The organism is Candidatus Berkiella aquae (genome assembly GCF_001431295.2).
In the GTDB taxonomy this organism is placed as follows: Bacteria; Pseudomonadota; Gammaproteobacteria; order Berkiellales; family Berkiellaceae; genus Berkiella; species Berkiella aquae.
In genome coordinates this window covers 296,196-314,139 of record NZ_LKAJ02000001.1, presented here as the reverse complement: position 1 = coordinate 314,139, position 17,944 = coordinate 296,196, and the positions used below count along the sequence as shown (strand labels likewise).

Annotated in this window: 19 protein-coding genes; 12 read left to right on the top strand and 7 right to left on the bottom strand. The window is 41.3% G+C overall.

Annotated features, from left to right (window positions below; genetic code table 11):
* Window positions 1-96 precede the first annotated feature (96 nt).
* Window positions 97-3,474, top strand: coding sequence for an ankyrin repeat domain-containing protein (locus tag HT99x_RS01485; RefSeq protein ID WP_075066498.1), 3,378 nt, complete (start codon window positions 97-99; stop codon window positions 3,472-3,474).
* 228 nt (window positions 3,475-3,702) lie between these two features.
* On the opposite strand, the gene HT99x_RS01480 is transcribed toward HT99x_RS01485, so the two are convergent.
* The 4 genes from HT99x_RS01480 to HT99x_RS01465 all read right to left on the bottom strand — a co-directional run bounded on the left by HT99x_RS01480 (window position 3,703) and on the right by HT99x_RS01465 (window position 6,029).
* A complete protein-coding gene (locus HT99x_RS01480) occupies window positions 3,703-4,323 on the bottom strand; it encodes a hypothetical protein (RefSeq protein ID WP_075066500.1) in 621 nt (206 codons plus the stop codon).
* 20 nt (window positions 4,324-4,343) lie between these two features.
* Window positions 4,344-4,574 carry a hypothetical protein gene (locus HT99x_RS01475; protein WP_075066501.1) on the bottom strand — a complete coding sequence of 77 codons (231 nt, stop codon included), beginning with the start codon at window positions 4,572-4,574 and terminating at the stop codon, window positions 4,344-4,346.
* Between the two features lie 79 nt (window positions 4,575-4,653).
* Window positions 4,654-5,220 (bottom strand): HdeD family acid-resistance protein, encoded by a 567-nt coding sequence (locus HT99x_RS01470; protein WP_259565123.1) that lies wholly within the window; start codon window positions 5,218-5,220, stop codon window positions 4,654-4,656.
* A 2-nt stretch (window positions 5,221-5,222) separates the two neighbouring features.
* The gene (locus HT99x_RS01465; RefSeq protein ID WP_075066503.1) at window positions 5,223-6,029 is read right to left on the bottom strand and encodes an alpha/beta fold hydrolase; all 807 of its coding nucleotides are present in this window, start codon (window positions 6,027-6,029) and stop codon (window positions 5,223-5,225) included.
* 135 nt (window positions 6,030-6,164) lie between these two features.
* On the opposite strand from HT99x_RS01465, the gene apaG reads away from it, so the two are divergent.
* The 6 genes from apaG to HT99x_RS01435 all read left to right on the top strand — a co-directional run bounded on the left by apaG (window position 6,165) and on the right by HT99x_RS01435 (window position 11,856).
* On the top strand, window positions 6,165-6,545 hold the full coding sequence (gene apaG, locus HT99x_RS01460; protein ID WP_075066618.1) for a Co2+/Mg2+ efflux facilitator ApaG/CorD: 381 nt from the start codon (window positions 6,165-6,167) through the stop codon (window positions 6,543-6,545).
* Window positions 6,545-7,357, top strand: a complete 813-nt coding sequence (locus HT99x_RS01455) for a symmetrical bis(5'-nucleosyl)-tetraphosphatase (RefSeq protein ID WP_075066504.1) — start codon at window positions 6,545-6,547, stop codon at window positions 7,355-7,357. The genes apaG and HT99x_RS01455 overlap by 1 nt, the downstream gene beginning before the upstream one ends.
* Before the next feature lie 225 nt (window positions 7,358-7,582).
* Window positions 7,583-8,812 carry a cytochrome c oxidase subunit II gene (gene coxB, locus HT99x_RS01450; RefSeq protein WP_075066505.1) on the top strand — a complete coding sequence of 410 codons (1,230 nt, stop codon included), beginning with the start codon at window positions 7,583-7,585 and terminating at the stop codon, window positions 8,810-8,812.
* A gap of 14 nt (window positions 8,813-8,826) precedes the next feature.
* Entirely contained in the window at window positions 8,827-10,428 is a 1,602-nt protein-coding gene (ctaD, locus tag HT99x_RS01445; RefSeq protein ID WP_075066506.1) for a cytochrome c oxidase subunit I, read from the top strand.
* A complete protein-coding gene (locus tag HT99x_RS01440; protein WP_075066507.1) occupies window positions 10,425-10,961 on the top strand; it encodes a cytochrome c oxidase assembly protein in 537 nt (178 codons plus the stop codon). The genes ctaD and HT99x_RS01440 overlap by 4 nt, the downstream gene beginning before the upstream one ends.
* Window positions 10,962-10,971: 10 nt before the next feature.
* Window positions 10,972-11,856: a cytochrome c oxidase subunit 3 gene (locus HT99x_RS01435; RefSeq protein ID WP_075066508.1), complete on the top strand. Its 885-nt coding sequence runs from the start codon at window positions 10,972-10,974 to the stop codon at window positions 11,854-11,856.
* A gap of 28 nt (window positions 11,857-11,884) precedes the next feature.
* Here HT99x_RS01435 and HT99x_RS01430 read toward each other — a convergent pair whose 3' ends face one another.
* Window positions 11,885-12,106 (bottom strand): twin transmembrane helix small protein, encoded by a 222-nt coding sequence (locus HT99x_RS01430; protein ID WP_075066509.1) that lies wholly within the window; start codon window positions 12,104-12,106, stop codon window positions 11,885-11,887.
* On the opposite strand from HT99x_RS01430, the gene HT99x_RS01425 reads away from it, so the two are divergent.
* From HT99x_RS01425 to HT99x_RS01405, 5 genes are read left to right on the top strand one after another with little or no spacing between them, the layout of a single operon-like run.
* Window positions 12,105-12,824 (top strand): SURF1 family cytochrome oxidase biogenesis protein, encoded by a 720-nt coding sequence (locus HT99x_RS01425; RefSeq protein ID WP_075066510.1) that lies wholly within the window; start codon window positions 12,105-12,107, stop codon window positions 12,822-12,824. The genes HT99x_RS01430 and HT99x_RS01425 overlap by 2 nt on opposite strands.
* Window positions 12,817-13,404, top strand: coding sequence for a redox-active disulfide-containing membrane protein (locus HT99x_RS01420; RefSeq protein WP_075066511.1), 588 nt, complete (start codon window positions 12,817-12,819; stop codon window positions 13,402-13,404). The genes HT99x_RS01425 and HT99x_RS01420 overlap by 8 nt, the downstream gene beginning before the upstream one ends.
* Complete coding sequence (locus HT99x_RS01415) at window positions 13,397-14,416, top strand: COX15/CtaA family protein (protein WP_200957125.1); 1,020 nt, start codon at window positions 13,397-13,399, stop codon at window positions 14,414-14,416. Before HT99x_RS01420 ends, HT99x_RS01415 begins: the two co-directional genes overlap by 8 nt.
* Complete coding sequence (gene cyoE, locus HT99x_RS01410) at window positions 14,409-15,314, top strand: heme o synthase (RefSeq protein ID WP_075066512.1); 906 nt, start codon at window positions 14,409-14,411, stop codon at window positions 15,312-15,314. Before HT99x_RS01415 ends, cyoE begins: the two co-directional genes overlap by 8 nt.
* A gap of 9 nt (window positions 15,315-15,323) precedes the next feature.
* On the top strand, window positions 15,324-15,962 hold the full coding sequence (locus HT99x_RS01405; RefSeq protein WP_075066513.1) for an SCO family protein: 639 nt from the start codon (window positions 15,324-15,326) through the stop codon (window positions 15,960-15,962).
* On the opposite strand, the gene HT99x_RS01400 is transcribed toward HT99x_RS01405, so the two are convergent.
* Complete coding sequence (locus tag HT99x_RS01400) at window positions 15,928-16,512, bottom strand: synaptobrevin family protein (RefSeq protein ID WP_075066514.1); 585 nt, start codon at window positions 16,510-16,512, stop codon at window positions 15,928-15,930. The genes HT99x_RS01405 and HT99x_RS01400 overlap by 35 nt on opposite strands.
* 61 nt (window positions 16,513-16,573) lie before the next feature.
* Window positions 16,574-17,854 carry a F390 synthetase-related protein gene (locus tag HT99x_RS01395; RefSeq protein ID WP_075066515.1) on the bottom strand — a complete coding sequence of 427 codons (1,281 nt, stop codon included), beginning with the start codon at window positions 17,852-17,854 and terminating at the stop codon, window positions 16,574-16,576.
* Window positions 17,855-17,944 lie beyond the last annotated feature (90 nt).

The following is a 17,944-nucleotide window of genomic DNA, read 5'->3' as shown; positions in this document are numbered from 1 at the left end:
CGCCGCCGTGTTTTCACCGTTTATCTTCGAATTCTTGGATCTACTTATTTGCCGTTATAAGATAATTTACGCTCTTAAATAACGGGTAGTCTCTTAATGATCGGCAAAGCGATTTCTGCATTTCACTACAATTTTTTCCATTATCCTCATACTAAAAAACTGATTGAAGCCATTACTAAAAATGATTTACCGACCTTCAAGAAAGAATTAAAAAATAGCAAAGATTGGGATGCAGACGGTTTCCCTCGCTCGCTTTTACATGAGGCGATTGCGCAACAAAAAATTGAATTTGTTGAAGCATTAATCGAAAATGATGTTGATGTAAACGAGATTTGTGAAGGCATGAGCGCCTTAGGGCGGGCGATTGAATTAAAAAATATTCCAATCATTACCCTATTATTAAAAAAGGGCGCTAATCCTCATTTTGGAAAAAGTTACGGCTTACCTACCCTGCTACCTAATTCACGCGCTACTGAAAAATTGATTTATGATTATCGTTTAAATCGCAACAATCCTCGTAAATCCAATACCTTACTTCCCTATTTAAAAGAGATTGAAGCTTTATTAAGACAGGAAAAATCCCTATTTGAACGCTATCAATCACAATTTCAGCAGGCATCCGCTATTTGGGAAACCACCTTGCTTCCTTCAATGAGTTCTATCGATCCTCCCATTATTACTGATAGCGTTGAAGTCCCAAGTATTATTATCTACTCTACCTCGCGTTATTCCCCTGTTGAAATTGCCGATTTACTAAAGACAATGCCAAGTGAATCTTCTGAATGGAAAGGCTTAAATCAACAATTACAACGAGCCCAAAACGAATCTCAAGAGATTGAGGATATTATAAAAGATTACCAAACAGCACTGACAAAGAAAGGTTTAAAAGCGAAAATTCAACTCATTCACGAATATAATCCAAAAGTCACAAACCAACTTCATGCGAAATTCATTTACCCCAATCCACAAAATTTATTTCAAAAAGAATTCCAAGCGCTTGAAAAAACAATTAACCGCTATCCCTTACCATTACTTGAAGCTCTCAAAAATAATGATTTATCAGCCGCCTGCGAATGCGTTTATCAAGAATGGCTTACACAAATTGAACCGGCTCTGCATGTTGCTTGCAGAACGCAAGCGCTTGATATCGTTGAATTGCTCCTTCAAGGCCAAACCGATGTTAATCAAGTGTTTCAAGGCATGACGCCTTTGCAAATTGCATTAGCTTCGCATAACGAACAACTTGCCATGATGCTGGTTGCTCAATATGGTGCTAACCCTAACGAGATGATACAAGACCAATCCGCTCTGCACTTTGCCGCCACTCAGAACTGGCCGCAATTAACCAATGCGTTACTCAAACACGGTGCCGACACTACCCTCACTTGTCAAAATGAAACACCTGTCGATGCTGCCATTCGCTTAAGGCACAAAGCGGTGCTGCAAGTTTATAAAAATTTTGAACAATCAGCACCAGCACATCACTTACTCAGCAAGCATAAAACCCCCAACTCCAGTGTTTTTAGTTGGCATACCGCAGCAAAATTGAATGATCTCGAACAGATGAATGCGCTTGAATCATTAAACATCGATTGCAACGCGTTTGATAGGCAAATGGGAACACCTTTGCATTACGCTATCACCTGTGGTCAACTTGAGGCTGTCTCTCGTTTATTGCGCAATGGCGCCGATGTCAGTATTAAATTAAATAACCGTGACATCATGGAACATGCCTGTCATTTAGCACGATTAGCGCCAGTAAATCATCTTAAGATCATTGAAATGCTCATCAACGAAAATGTACATCTGCACTCTTCTATCAATCGTGGTGCTTTATTAAATTTTTGTATCAACCATCATTTATGGGATAGCGTTAAACGGTTAATTTGGCAGAATGCCTCTTTTGATGATAAAACGACACCGCCTTTGCTTACAGCGATAAGCTATAGTCCCGATTATATTAATATGGAATTAGTCGCCTTATTATTATCAAAAGGCCATTTCACTCAAACGTCACTTTGGTGCATGAAGCATAATGTACCAACACCGCTCGATGAAGCTATCATGTCGGGTAATTTATCATTACTCAAACTTTTATTTCCTTATATTCGCGACTTGAAAGAAGTCACTAAACGCCCTCCTTTACATACTGCCATTCGTCATGGTGCCCCAAGGAATATTATTAGGTTTCTCATCGGACAGGGCTGCGACAGCAATGAAGTCTATCAGGATTTTACGCCGTTACAGTTGGCAATCATTCATGGTAATAAAGATCTCGCACAAGATTTAGCCATTCGCGCTGAAGATCTTAATCATCAGGATAATGACGGTAATACAGCGCTCCACCTTGCATTAGAGCATCACTCAAAGAGGCATGACCTCCAAAAATTAATACGTAATCTTATTCATTACGGTGCCAATCCTTATATTTATAATCAACAGGGCATTTGCGCCATGGATAGGATTGCCCTCAATCCTGATTTACAGGATCTTGTGACATCTCATCATGATAATGCACCGCGAAATGCTTTAACCCTTGTTTTAAATAATGAAAGAATGCATTCACAGCTACTCCATGACGAAAATTTTGGCGAAGCAGGACTTAACTGGTTTCATGAGCAAGCACAAAATAAACACAACGTGCAAGCCTGTTTAACCTGGCTCATCACGCAATACCCTGAACTATCACAATTTGTACAAGAACATTTAGATTGCGAATATCATCAACGTCTTATTGACAATCAAGCAACATTATTAGCGAAATTTGCTGAATTATGTCCGCAAACAGCCGCGCTACCCTGTGAAGAATCCGTGCAAGAAGTCAGTACAGCCGCGCTACCCTGTGAAGAATCTGCACAGGAAGAGGTAAATGAGGGTAATGAAAGCGATCCTGAAATCCTTGCTGAAGTCTATTTAACCTGGATGATGGCAAATCATAGCGACATTGCAAGCTTCATCCACAATCTATCAGAAGATTATTATCACTATCTAGAAATTCGCTACGGTGAACTTTCCCAGCACATGAGCACAATCGATGAAACACGCATCAACGGGCCCGAGTTCATACTCGCTCCTTGCAACGAGATGGATCTTGCCTGGATTAACGAACAATTTCTTCACAATGTCCCAGCCCATGCCTGCTTAACTTGGTTGATGGCTAACCATGAGACTATTGCTAACTTTGTTCAACAAAACCATAAAGATTATGCTGATTATTTAGAACAGTATTATGTTGAAACTCGCAGCACATTAGAAGCTCCCCCAGTCGAGGATACACCAGCAAATCATTATCTCGCATTACTGGAGCGCCTAGAGGCTCATTGCCACGAGGGGCGTGCGCTCTTAGCACAAATACAAATGGCCGGTTATCCCCTAACCTTAGCGTATCAACAATATCAACAAGACCTTGCACCATGGTCGCAAGCACAGCCACAACAAGACACTTATATGGACATCGTGAAATGTGAACGATAGATTATGCAGTCTTTTTTAAGTACCACTCAACTAAGTGTAATAACGGCTTAGTGAGTATAAAGGAAAAAAGATGCCACAGTAAAAACGAAGAATAAAAGATCACCATCCATACGAATACGACGATTAATAAGGCAAGCGTAATTAATTTATATTGCCAAGGCTGTTTTATAAATCGAGCCCACAATAATTTGAGGATCTCTACCCCACGGTTGGAGTTAGAGCCACCTGTCATGATGCTTCAAGAGAGGCAATGGGTAGAAATTTTTTGGTTTTTACTTTCGCAATGACTTTTCTAAGCAGTTTAAATTCATCGACTTTAGAAGTATACGTTTTGCCATTTTCTAATTCAATGACTAAGCATTTCTCAATCATTTGTCCTTTGTAATACCATTTTTTGAGATAATATTTTCCATTCTCGTAAGAAAGCAGAATATCATGTAGTATTTGTTCACCCCGATCAATTTCATCTTCATCGAACTCAATACCGTAATTATTCATGCTCACTCGCAGATACCTGGGATAACCAATCTCAATATCTAAGGTTGCAGCTTCTTCGTTTTTAGGACTAATTTTGGCAAAGTAGCTTTCTTGTTCACCAAAAGATTCGGTTGCATCCGCTAAATCATTCTCATGATTAACAACCCATTCTCGGATCAAATTGATCAGTTTGACTTCCATTGCTTCATTATCTTCAGAAGCAAACTTAACATTCATGAACATTCTGAGCATCTGAAAAGGGAGTGACAATAATTTAAATATCACAACAATGATTAGAAAACAGCTAACCAGCACATAATCGAGTACCGTAAGGGTGGCATACGTCCATTTAGCGCTGGTTGATTGCTTCATTATTTACCTGTTTTTACGAATTACCCAACGGTAGAACCATTTTCACGAATCACAATAACTTGTGGCGTGCCATCGGTGCCAAGATAAGCGCCCAGTGTCATTCCTGCAATAGCACCGGGTATCGCTGGCAATACACCGGCACAAAACCCAAGAAAGCCACCGACCCAAAAACCGATGGTTCCATAGCAGATAACACCTAGAACACTGCCACCGGCAACTTCAACCACTTCATTTGATTCTAACACTCTCATGAACAACTTCCTTAAATGACAAAAATGCTGCGATTCTTTCAAAGCTTGCCATTTTTGTCAAATTAAGGTGTTTTTCTCACTAATTTTTTTTAACCAACATTCGGCCCATTAATGCTGCCATAATGTAAGCCCAGCCACCAAAAACTAAATCGATACCAATGAACAGACCAATGACATATAAGCTCGATGCTGGCCAGCCTACCACAATTAAAATACCTAATACTAATGTTAGAATGCCACTAAATAACATCCAACCCCATTGTGGAAATCGTGTTGAGGAAGCATACATAATTCGAGCCATCCCCAATAATACAAATAAAACGGATAATAAGAGTGTGAGCGTTGCTGCGCCAACTAATGGGTTAATAATCAGCATTAAACCAAATGCAAAATATAAAATGCCCATCAATAAGTTCAAATAAAACGATTTACCCGTTCCTTTCCAATAATGAAAACTGTCAATGACAATAATCACACCACCAAAGATAAATAACCCGCCAAGAAACATGACTGAAAGGAGCGTAGTAAATATCGCAGCACCAATGGCTGCCAATCCAAGACAAAAAAGAATCAGCCCCCATGCCAGAAACCACCCCCAATTTTGGATAAAACCTGCCTTATCAAAACTTTTTATCATACTATTCATATTCATCTTGTTCCCTCATTTTTCAAAATAAACTCGATTATGGCCTGATTACAAGATGGCGCTTGATCAATAATCGTTAAGTGCCTGGAATCTTGAATAACAACCAGATGAACATTCTTAATAAATTGGCTATAAAATTGCTTGTATGCTACCGGGGTATAATCTTCATCGCCGGTGATAATCAAGGTTGGACAATTGAGTGAATGGATTCTGGCAAGCACATCCCAATGTTGAAATGCTTGTAATGAATTTAAATAAGCTTGCGGATCATTCTGACACCAACGTTCAATGAATGTCTCACGCCAAGCAGATTGTTCTGGTTTTGGAAACAAGGCATTCGCAAGATTTGCGCTTAATTTTTTCATGCCGAACCATTTGACACTTAACGTGCGCAAATAAAAATTAAATCGAGTCCGAAAAGAAGGAAATGCAACTTGTGGTGCGCTATTAATAATCGTCAATGTTTTAACCAGAGCCGGATGATCTAGCGCAAGTTGAAATGCAATCATGCCGCCCATTGAATGTCCGACAACATGCATCGTTTCTAATTTTAGCGCTTGAAGCAACAGCACAATATCTTGGGTGAACGCAAGAATGCTGTATGGCATATTCGGTTTATCGGTTTGACCATGACCACGCAAATCCAACGTGAGTACTTTGAAATGCTTGGATAAAGCAGGTATTTGATATTCCCAATCTTGTGAACTTGAGCCTAACCCATGAATCAGTAATAGCGTATCTTGGCTACTGTGCCAATCGCCCTCTTGCGCATAGTACATTCTTAGGTTGTCAACAGACTCAAAAGGCATGGTTTCATCCATGTTAATTTAGGGATGTCTTAAGCTTGGGAAAGATTAGTCGTTTAATCAAGCTGATTATGAGCTTAGTTGCAAAACCAATCAGCAATCCGTATCCTGATTGGGACTGTTTCACAAAAGGAATCCATTGTGCTGCATGTGAGTAAGATTGGAGTGGAAGTCGCTACTGAGTTTTTACGAGATCATTCTGCCCCTCATCAGAAACGTTTTGCTTTCAGCTATACCATCACCATTAAAAATCACGGTAAGGAGCCAGCCAAACTACTAAAAAGACATTGGTTTATTACAGATGCTAATGGTCAGGTTCAAGAAGTCAAAGGTGAAGGCGTGGTTGGGGAACAACCCTTAATTCAGCCGGGGCGTAGTTTTCGATATACAAGCGGCACGATTCTCAAAACCCCCGTAGGTAGCATGCATGGCACCTATCAAATGGTCTGCCCCAATGGCACTTATTATGATGCGATTATCCCTCCTTTTCGCTTAGCCGTGCCAGAGCTGGTCAACTAATGTCGACCTATGCTATTGGCGATGTCCAGGGGTGCTTTTCACAGCTAGAAGCCCTCTTAGAAGTGATTGATTATGATCGCACCCGAGACACCTTATGGTTCACGGGTGATCTGATTAACCGTGGCCCAGAGTCTTTACGCACCTTGCGTTTTATTAGTGAATTACCTGAGAATACTATTTGTGTGCTTGGTAACCACGACCTTACCCTATTAGCGGCATCCGTTGGCGCTATCTTGCCCCAGCATGGTGATACTTATGAAGAGATCTTACATGCGCCCGATCAAGAACTATTAGTTAATTGGCTTATAAACAGACCCTTAATGCATTACGATCCACAATTACAATTTGCACTCTGCCATGCAGGGATCTACCCACACTGGAGTCTTGCGCAGGCACAAGCACTCGCTGAAGAGGCGCAAACCATCCTGCAAGGTCCACATTCCTTTGAAGCGCTCCATGCTATGTTTGGCAACCATCCTAACCTTTGGGATCCCAAGCTAACCGGCTGGGATCGCTTTCGATTTATTGTCAATGCTTTCACTCGGATGCGCTTTTGTGATCTGAATGGAACGCTAGATCTCAGTAATAAAAGTGAAAAAACACATGAAGCTCGTTACCTTCCTTGGTTTTCAATTCCTACCCGCAAAACAGCTCAAGATAAATTAATCTTCGGTCACTGGGCAGCATTGCAAGGAAAAACTGAAACGCAAGGAGCCTATGCTTTAGATACCGGATGTGTTTGGGGTAATGCCCTTACTGCAATGTGTCTAGAAACAGAGCAACGCTTCCAGGTCACGTGCCATCCTAAATGACATATTTAAGAGTTAAAAAAATTACTCATTTTGTCGTCAAATAGCCGTGTAAACACATCAAGTATTCCACTCTTTTAAAAACCAAGGTAAAGTACGCCCAGCCTTAAGAAACAATGAATCAGACTAACCATCAAGCTAGATGACGTCACAAGTAGCAAGGGGTGCTTACTTGCATTTTTTGTTTTAAAAAACTAACTAATTCGGTAATTTATGGAGAGTTCTGGCATGCCTTCATGGCCTGTTTTGTCGCGTCTTACCCTCGCCTTCAGTGCATTCTTTTGTAGCAATGCCTGGGCAGATTATACCTTAAACATGACACGTGGCGCTTCGCCAACCAGTCAAGATATCTACAACCTACATATGCTCATTCTATGGGTATGCGTTGCTATTGGTATCTTGGTTTACGGGTTGATGATCTATGCGATTATTCGTCACCGTAAAGCCAATGGACATAAACCAGCGGATTTTCATGAAAGCACAACGGTTGAGATCATCTGGACCATTATTCCTTTTGTGATCTTAATTGTCATGGCCGTTCCTGCAACCCGTGTTCTGATTGCAATGGACGATACCAGCAAAGCGGAAGTCACCATTCTTGTCACAGGACATCGCTGGTACTGGCAATATGATTATATCGATGAAGGGATCAACTTTCTGAGTATGTCTTCAACGCCAGAAGATGAGCTTAATAATCTTGCGCCTAAAAACCCGCACTATCTATTAGAAGTCGATAAGCCTTTAGTCGTTCCTGTTGGTAAAAAAATTCGTTTTATCATGACAGCAAAAGATGTTATCCATTCTTGGTGGGTGCCTGCATTAGGCGTCAAAAAAGATGCTATCCCAGGTTTCACCAATGAAGTTTGGACGTTAATCGATGCCGATAAACCAGGCACTTATCGCGGCCAATGTGCTGAGCTTTGTGGTGTAAAACATGGCTTTATGCCGATTGTTGTTGAAGCAAAACCGCTAGCAGAATATCAAGCTTGGCTCGCAGAACAAAAAGCAGCCAATGCCAAAGCAGCAGAACCCGCGCCCGCGCCTGCTCCCGCTCCTACCGATAAGGCAGCAGAACAAGGAGCACCTTCTTCTGAACCTGCCGCTGCTGTGCCTGCTGAAAATAAACATTACTCCAAAGAAGAGTTAATGGCACATGGTGAAGAACAGTACAACGGCATCTGCGCAATGTGTCATAAAGCCTCCGGTGAAGGCATGCCACCGACTTTTCCTTCTTTAGTTGGCAGTAAAATTGTGACAGAGAAAGAGCATATTACTGAACAAATTCGTCAAATTATTCAAGGCAAGAATGCAATGCCCCCATTTGGTACACAAAAAAGCGATTTTGATATTGCCGCCATTGTCACTTACGAACGTAATTCATGGGGTAACAATACCGGAGATATCGTACAACCAAGTGATGTCGCCAAAGTACGCGAAGCAATACAGAAAAAGTCTTAATTTAGGGAATAACCATGAGTGTATCTAATACTGTTACATCGCACGATCATCACGCTCATGATCATCACGATCATGGTCCTGCCAAAGGATTATTACGCTGGGTATTTACGACGAATCATAAAGATATTGGCGCGATGTATCTTTGGTTTAGCTTTGCCATGTTTTTGTTTGCAGGCTCCTTGGCAATGATTATTCGTGCCGAGCTTTTTAGGCCCGGTGAACAATTAGTAAATCCCGAATTTTTTAATCAGCTAACCACTTTACACGGCCTTATCATGGTTTTTGGTGCCGTGATGCCTGCTTTTGTCGGTTTAGCAAATTGGCTTATCCCTGTCATGATTGGCGCACCAGATATGGCTTTACCACGCCTTAATAACTGGAGCTTCTGGATTTTGCCGATTGCTTTCTCCATTTTAATTAGTACGCTATTTATGGAAGGCTCCGCTCCTAATTTTGGTTGGACTTTCTATGCACCGCTTTCCTCAACATTTGGACCACCTTCGACGGATTTCTTCATCTTTTCGATTCATATGATGGGAATGTCGTCCATTCTGGGTGCTATTAACGTCGTTGCGACGATTCTAAACTTACGTGCACCTGGCATGACTTTGATGAAAATGCCTATATTCGTCTGGACTTGGCTTATCACTGCTTTCTTGTTAATTGCGGTAATGCCCGTTTTGGCAGGTTGCGTCACCATGTTATTAACAGACCGCCACTTTGGTACCAGCTTCTTTAATGCTGCAGGTGGTGGCGATCCCGTGATGTTCCAGCATGTTTTCTGGTTCTTTGGTCACCCTGAAGTTTATATTATGATTTTGCCGGCTTTTGGCATCATCTCACAAATCCTACCAACCTTTACTCGTAAGCATTTATTTGGTTACGCATCGATGGTTTACGCGACCTGTGCGATTGCGTTTTTATCCTTCATCGTATGGGCACACCATATGTTTACCACAGGCATGCCCTTAGCAGGTGAGTTGTTCTTTATGTACACCACCATGTTGATTGCTGTCCCAACCGGCGTAAAAGTTTTCAACTGGGTTGCTACCATGTTTAAAGGAGCAATGTCCTTTGAAACCCCCATGTTATTTACGCTGGCGTTTATTTTCTTATTTACCTGTGGTGGTTTTTCCGGATTGATGCTCTCTATTACTCCGGCTGACTTCCAATATCAAGATACCTACTTTGTGGTTGCTCACTTCCATTATGTACTTGTACCTGGCGCCGTCTTCTCTATTATGGCTGCTGCCTATTATTGGTTACCTAAATGGACCGGCCATTATTACAACGAAACGCTCGGGAAAACCCATTTTTGGCTTTCGTTTATCTCTATTAACGTGACTTTCTTCCCGATGCATTTCTTAGGTTTAGCGGGTATGCCTCGCCGAATTCCAGATTATGCATTGCAATTTGCTGACTTTAATCAAATTGTCAGCATTGGTGCCTTTGTATTTGGTGCTAGCCAATTGTTATTCCTTTATATCGTTATTAAAACCATTCGCGGCGGAGAAAAAGCATCAGCTCAAGTTTGGGAAAATGCACATGGTTTAGAATGGACTTTACCTTCGCCTCCTCCTTACCATACCTTCTCAACACCTCCGGAGATTAAATGAGCGAGACAGCGAATCCTCGTTTAAAAAAACAGCTTCTTATCATGCTGGCCATTGTTGCCGGCATGTTTCTGTTTTGTTTTGCATTAGTGCCTCTTTACAATGTATTTTGTAAAGTTACCGGTTTAAATGGCAAAACAGCACCAACAGCACAAGCCCCTGTGGGTAAAGTGGATAAGTCTCGCACGGTGACGGTTGAACTTCTAACAACCCTCAATCACGCGATGCCACCGGGCGAGTTTTCCGGCAAAGATAGAAAAGTAACGCTTCACCCCGGTGAATACGTGACGACATCGTATCGTGTCAAAAACTTAACCAATCAACCTAGAGTCGTCCAAGCGATTCCCAGTGTGACCCCCGGATTAGCTGCAAAGCATGTCAATAAAGTTGAATGCTTCTGTTTTGTGCATCAACCATTGAATCCATTAGAAGAAAAAGAATTTCGCTTAGTGTTTACGGTAGATCCAGCATTACCTGCTCAGTACCATACCTTAACACTGTCGTACACTTTGTTTGATGTGACTGACAAGATTTAGGGAGACTTTTGTGGCACAGACGTCAACTCAACATGAACATTATTATGTCCCCGCACAAAGCCATTGGCCTATTTTGGGTTCGCTCGGGCTTGGCGCAACGATGCTGGGGATTGTTAACCTGATACATGGCCATTGGATTGGTCATTATCTCTTTTTTATCGGAGCGCTGGCTATTGCTTCGGTTATGTTTGGCTGGTTCCGCGATGTCATTCGTGAGAGTCATCAGGGACTTTATAGCAAACAAATGGATCGGTCATTTCGTTGGGGAATGGCATGGTTTATTTTTTCTGAAGTCATGTTTTTCGCTGCCTTTTTTGGCGCTTTATTTTATGCGCGTAATTTAGCACTACCCTGGTTAGCGGGTGAGGGGGCTAAGGCTGCAACGCATACTTATCTGTGGCCAGAATTTAAACTGGCTTGGCCTTTACTACAAAATCCTGATCCTAAATTATTTGTAGGGCCTCATGACGCTATGCCAACATGGGGATTGCCAGCACTTAACACCTTATTGTTACTGACAAGCGGTGCGACGATTACCTGGGCTCATTGGGGACTTTACAAGAAAAACCGAACTCAGCTGATCGTTGGCCTTTTCCTCACCATCGCTTTGGGTCTGACCTTCTTATCATGCCAAGCTTATGAATATTATGAAGCTTATCATGTCTATAAATTAACGATGGCTTCTGGGATCTATGGTTCAACCTTTTTTATGCTAACCGGTTTTCATGGTGCTCACGTTACCATCGGTAGCATCATGTTGATTGTGATTTTACTACGCTGTATTAAAGGCCACTTCACCCCAGAACATCATTTTGCATTTGAAGCGGTTGCTTGGTATTGGCACTTTGTCGACGTTGTATGGTTATTTTTGTTTGTCTTTGTCTACTGGTTCTAATTTCTGCTAGAAACGTCCCGGGGCGTTTCTAGGGTAATAAGTTGTGGGGTCTAATCCACCCCATAGCAAAGGCAATAAATAATAAAATAAATAAACCTATCGATAGACTAATACGAACCGTTAATGCTTTAACCGTTTTTTGCGACTGCTCTTTGGCAAAAAGTAAGTAATACATTCCTGAGCCTAGCGAAAAAACAATCCCCAGCATCAGGGCATAAATAAATAATTTAATAATCCAGTGATCAGTCATGTCAAAGCACCGTTGGGTTTTTAAACCCTCATTATGGATAACACTCGTTACATTACTCGGGGTCACTTTACTTTGCGGCTTAGGGTGTTGGCAACTGCTACGTGAAAAACAAAAATTAGCATTACAAAACCAAGCAAACGAAGCGAGCACTTTAACCCCTCTTAATAACACAACCCTGTTGGCCCCCCAGCTTTCTTGGGAAATGCAGCGTTATCGCTCTGTTCACCTACAAGGCACTTTTCTGAACCAATACTCTATTTTGCTAGATAACAAAATAAAAAATGGTCAGGTAGGCTACCATCTCATTACTCCGGTTGCGCTGACAAATGATAGCTGGCTGCTAATTGACCGTGGATTTATCCCGCTTGGCAAGTCTCGTCAACAATTACCGACTATTCCAGCAATAATAGGTGAAGTTACCATTGAAGGTTATTTAGATTTCTCGTATCGTAACCCGTTCATTTCTAACCCGTTAGAAACACAAGAAATTCGATGGCCGCTGCGCATGCAACACCTTGATGTTCAACTACTTAGCACCTTATGGCATAAAAAGGTTTTTCCAATGTTAGTTGTCTTGAATTCATCACCTGAAAAGTCAACAGCTTGGTTATCACCCGAGCGACATCGTGGATATGCTGTCCAATGGTTTGGATTAGCCATTACTTTATTGCTTTTCTCATTTTTTTTCCAATTACAACGAGAAAATAACTATGTCTAAAACACCTGGCAAACATCAAAAAATCATCATTTTGCTTATTTTTTTAATTACTTTGGGCCCCTTTGGTTTCGCTTATACCCTTTATAAAAAGGGAAACAAAGCCCAACTTAAACTCAATAATCACGGTGATTTAATTACACCTGTTATTAATGTAGAAAAAAACCAGGCTATCTCAGGTGAACAATTATTGGGCAAATGGTGGTTAGTTTATGTAGGCCCTAAAAATTGCCGATTGGAGTGTCACGATATGCTTTATAATCTAAAGCAAATCCGTACGGCTTTAGGCAAAGATACTCCGCGCGTAGAGAGACTATTTATTGCACATCCTAACTGTGACAAAAGTGTCTGTGAAACGTTTATTAGCGACAACTATCCTGATATGAAACGTATTACTATGCCGCTTGCAGATTTCAATCAACTCTTCGCTGGCCTTAGCCAACATTTTGAACGTGAAATGGTCGGGGAAGTTTATATTATCGATCCCAAAGGTAATTTAATGATGCGTTATTCTGCCGATTCACAAGCACGCGATATTCTCAGCGATGTTAAACGATTATTAAGGACTTCTAAGATTGGATAATCAAGCGGCGACGATTTGGCTAAAACGCTTTTGTGTTTTTAGTGTGTTACTTGCATTCTGCGTCATTTTATTAGGCGCTTACACCAGGCTCAAAGATGCAGGTCTTGGCTGCCCTGATTGGCCTGGTTGTTATGGACAATTAGCAGCGCCAGAAACCCCTGATGCCATTGAAAAAGCAAATGCTGCGTATCCAACGATGCCTGTTGATGTCGCAAAAGCGCAAACAGAAATGACGCATCGCTATTTTGCTGAATCGCTGGGTTTAATGATCGTTATTTTAGCACTCATCACACTATTTACGCGCAAGAAACATACTTTATCGTTATGGCTTCCCGGCTCCCTGGTTTTATTAGTTATCTTCCAAGGGTTATTGGGAATGTGGACGGTCACCATGCGTTTATTCCCTTTAGCGGTGATGGGACATTTATTAGGCGGATTTTGCACGCTAGGTCTATTATGGCTTTGTGTTTTAACCATTTTTAACAAGAAAAATCCTGCACCAACCCCTATTGCACCTGGATTATCTTCATTAGCCTTGGCTACATTACTCATCGTATTTTGCCAGATTTTATTAGGTGGTTGGACCAGCGCGAATTACGCTGCTCTGATTTGCCCTGACTTTCCCACTTGCCAAGGTCATTGGTGGCCTAATACCCATTTTTCCACCGCTTTTAATTTCCTAGGTGGCATTGACATGGATAATCCGCTGGCTTTCCAAGACACTGCTGGCCGAACCACTATTCATGTCATGCATCGTCTTGGCGCACTGATTACACTTATTTTTAGCATCTTATTAATACGCAGTGCATGGCGTTATGCACCGTTACGTAAAGTAGCAGGATGCCTGGCATTATTTTTAGGCATTCAATTGGCGCTTGGCATTTCAAACATTGTTTTCTCACTGCCATTGCACGTTGCGGTTGCTCATAACGGAATGGGTGCATTGCTATTATTAACTCTCATTACTTTCAACTTCAAAATTTGCCAAGTAAAGGAGCAACAACATGGCTAAAGCAGAGCTCATCAAAGCAGCGCTTTGGCATGATTATTGGGAACTATGTAAACCCAAAGTCGTCGCGCTCATGCTGTTAACCTCCGCTATCGGTATGCTGCTTGCTTCACCGCCCAATATTTTTCCTTGGCACGCACTCTGTTTTGGCACCATTGGTATTGCAATGTCCGCAGGCTCTGCAGCGGTGATTAATCACCTTGTTGAACGACGCATTGATATTCATATGCGACGCACCCAGCAACGTCCTATTGCAAGCGGTCGCGTAGGTCCCATCCAAGCCATGTGGTTTTCATTTATCCTGGGAGCCGTGGGTTTAGGTATTCTAACAATGATGGTTAATGCCTTAACCGCTTGGCTAACCTTAATTAGTCTTGTTGGTTATGCACTCATTTATACCATGTTCCTTAAACGGGCAACGCCACAAAACATTGTGATTGGCGGAGCCGCAGGCGCTGCTCCTCCACTTTTAGGATGGACAGCGGTAACAGGACAGCTTGATCCTTCTGGCTTATTGTTAGTCCTTATCATCTTTACTTGGACCCCTCCTCATTTTTGGGCGCTCGCTATTTATCGCCATGAGGAATACGCTAAAGCTAATCTGCCAATGCTACCAGTTACGCACGGTATTCGTTTTACGAAGTTTTGCATTTTACTTTACATCGTACTCCTGATCGCATCAACTATTTTGCCGTATTTAACCGGCATGTGTGGTGTGACTTATCTCATTTTGGCATTAGGCCTTGGCTTTCATTTTCTTTATTATGGCATCAAATTATATCGCCACGATGACCCCAAAATTGCATTACATACTTTTGCTTATTCCATCATCTACTTGATGGTTTTATTCATTGGTCTGTTGATTGATCATTATTTACCTTATTTTATGCACTTCTCTTAAGGCTACGACATGAAAAAGCACACTTTATTTATTATTTTTATTATTGGCATTGCGCTGGCTATTGGGATCTGGCGTGAAAATCACGTTAGCAACACTACTTCGGGTGCTCAATCCTTAGCACCATTAAGTTCCGGCACCGCATTAGCAGGGGGGCACAAGCTTCCTGAATTTTCATTAGTTGATATGGATGGTCATCTATTTAATCGCAATGCATTTGAGTCTCGTTGGAGTTTTGTCTTTTTTGGTTATAGTTCATGCCCTGATTTATGCCCAACAACCCTACAAGCGATGCATCAAATTTCACAGCGCCTGCGCAATAACCCCATGTTGCAGTTTATTTTTATTACGATTGATCCAGAACAAGATACGCAAGCAAGGTTAAAAGATTTCTTACAACAAGATAAATTCCGTGGCACAGCTTTTGTCGGTGTAACGGGCAAAAAGGAAGATATTAGTGCTTTAACCAAAGCAATCGGTGTGCATATGGCGCAAGAAAAAGCACCCGAAGCCGATCATATTGAACACAGCGGCACAATCCTCCTCATTAACCCACAAGGTGAATTAGCCGCTATCTTCACCCAAGGCGACAAACCTCATGCCATCGCACATGATTTCAAAGAACTCTTACATCGTTACGCAACAACTTAGGAAGACGAATCGCCGCTTTTGGCGGCGGTTCTTTGCTGCGAACAGCTGAAAATTCTTGCATTAAATAATGTGGCTGAAAACCTTTGATCTCTTCCAATAAGATCTTGTGTTTTTTTGGTACGAGGCTGGTTATCGGTTGTTTTAAAGTCTCAGCAGTTGCAAGTGAGAGCTTTTGATAGTGTTTAAATATGGCTGATATCGGCCAGGTCAATGCATAAGCAAGCCCCGATCCTATTGCCATTGCAATAGGCACAACCGCTAAATGATATCCTGTAGCAAGACCATAAAGTCCAAATCCCGCTCCAACTACAGCACCAAACAATACCATGCTCCAAGTAAAATTCTTAAATGATTCAGCTCTCTTTAATGCTAAGGCTTGTTGGTTAAATAGTTGTGCTTGTAATTTTAATTCTTGTGATTTATCTTGCAAAGCGTTTAGCTTTTCTCCTCGCTCAAGTAATTTATCAATATTGTTCTCCATGATTTTTTTGGTCTTTTCAATTTCTTCTTCAATCAATTTTATTTTTGTCTTACGGGGACCTGAATGCATATTACCTCTTTCTTTATTCATAAAATGGCTGACCATTTTGTAATGAATAGACCATATTAGGTCAAAAAGGTACTGCCGTTTTCTCCAGCCTTTTTGTCGTTCGAAACATCTGATCTAATCGTGTTGGTTCTAATCTCACAAATTCCAGCTGTGGTGGCTCTACTATCTCAAGCTCCCACAATTTCTGTAATTGTTTGCTCATCGCATTTTCTGCCAAAGCAAAATCATCAGCCTTTATTTTCACCTCAAGGTGCCGCATAGAATGCTGTAGTATTTGATATTGGTGTACAAAAGGCGCAACCTCGCCTAACACTTGATTTAGCGTATCAGCATAAATAGGCTTTAATCCTGAATTCACTCGTTGTTTAAAATACAAAACATCTTCACAACGACCAACAATTTTATCGACGGCTAATGCAGGATTACCACACAAACAGGGAGAATTTCTCAATACTAAAATATCTTCCATGCGATAACGTATTAGAGGATGTAAAGTGCGCTTTAATGTGGTGATCACGGGTACAAAACGTTGGCGTTTATGATCAATCCATTCTTTTTCAATATAAAATTCATCCTCATTCAAATGCATCGTGCCATATTTGCAAGTCATTCCCAGACTTCCTTCAGCGCATTGATACAATTGATGGATCTCTTGTTGAAAAGCACTCTTAATCAAATTTTCAGCGAGCGGTGTTAGTACTTCTGCCGTTGCAATAATATGATAGCAACGTAATGAAATTTTTCCGGATAATTGCAGCTTGGCTAATTCACACAAAGTTTGCACACTCCCTACCAACACTTCAGGTTGAAAACGCTGTAGTTCATTGATCAAATCAGAAAATGAGCGATGTAAATCTAATAGTAACCAATTCATTTTCCTGGTTGAGAATTTGGTTGCTAAATAAGGTTCTGTGGAGAGATGAAAGGCTGCTATTTTTTTATTTTTCCAAAATAGCTTAGGAAACATTTTACTCAGCACGTTACCAAAAGAAGCTATTTTTTCGTACGTTGAATATAAATAAATTCCTGGTAACCCTGCTGTCCCTAACGATTGGTGAACTTCTATCGCTTGGTTGTGTCCTATTTGCGTTGCTTGCATCGATGTCAGTTTTGCCTGATTCAAATAAGGAAAATGCTCTTGCACAAATGACTTATCAATAATGGGATAATCATACAACGTTGCTCGTTTATAAGATTGGTAAAAACGAATATGGCAACTGGTATGCTCTAATAATTTGTTTATTTTACGACGCTGATAGGTACGTAAACCAGCAGCTGACTGATACCAACTTTTATAATGTCCTTTTAGCTGATGGTACCAAACTTCCCATGGCTGCCACATAACACCTTCCCCAATTCAAACCTTTTGGGCAGTGTCTACGATGTCGGCAATAGGATCAAATGCCACTGATTAGCGGTAGCAGTATTTCGA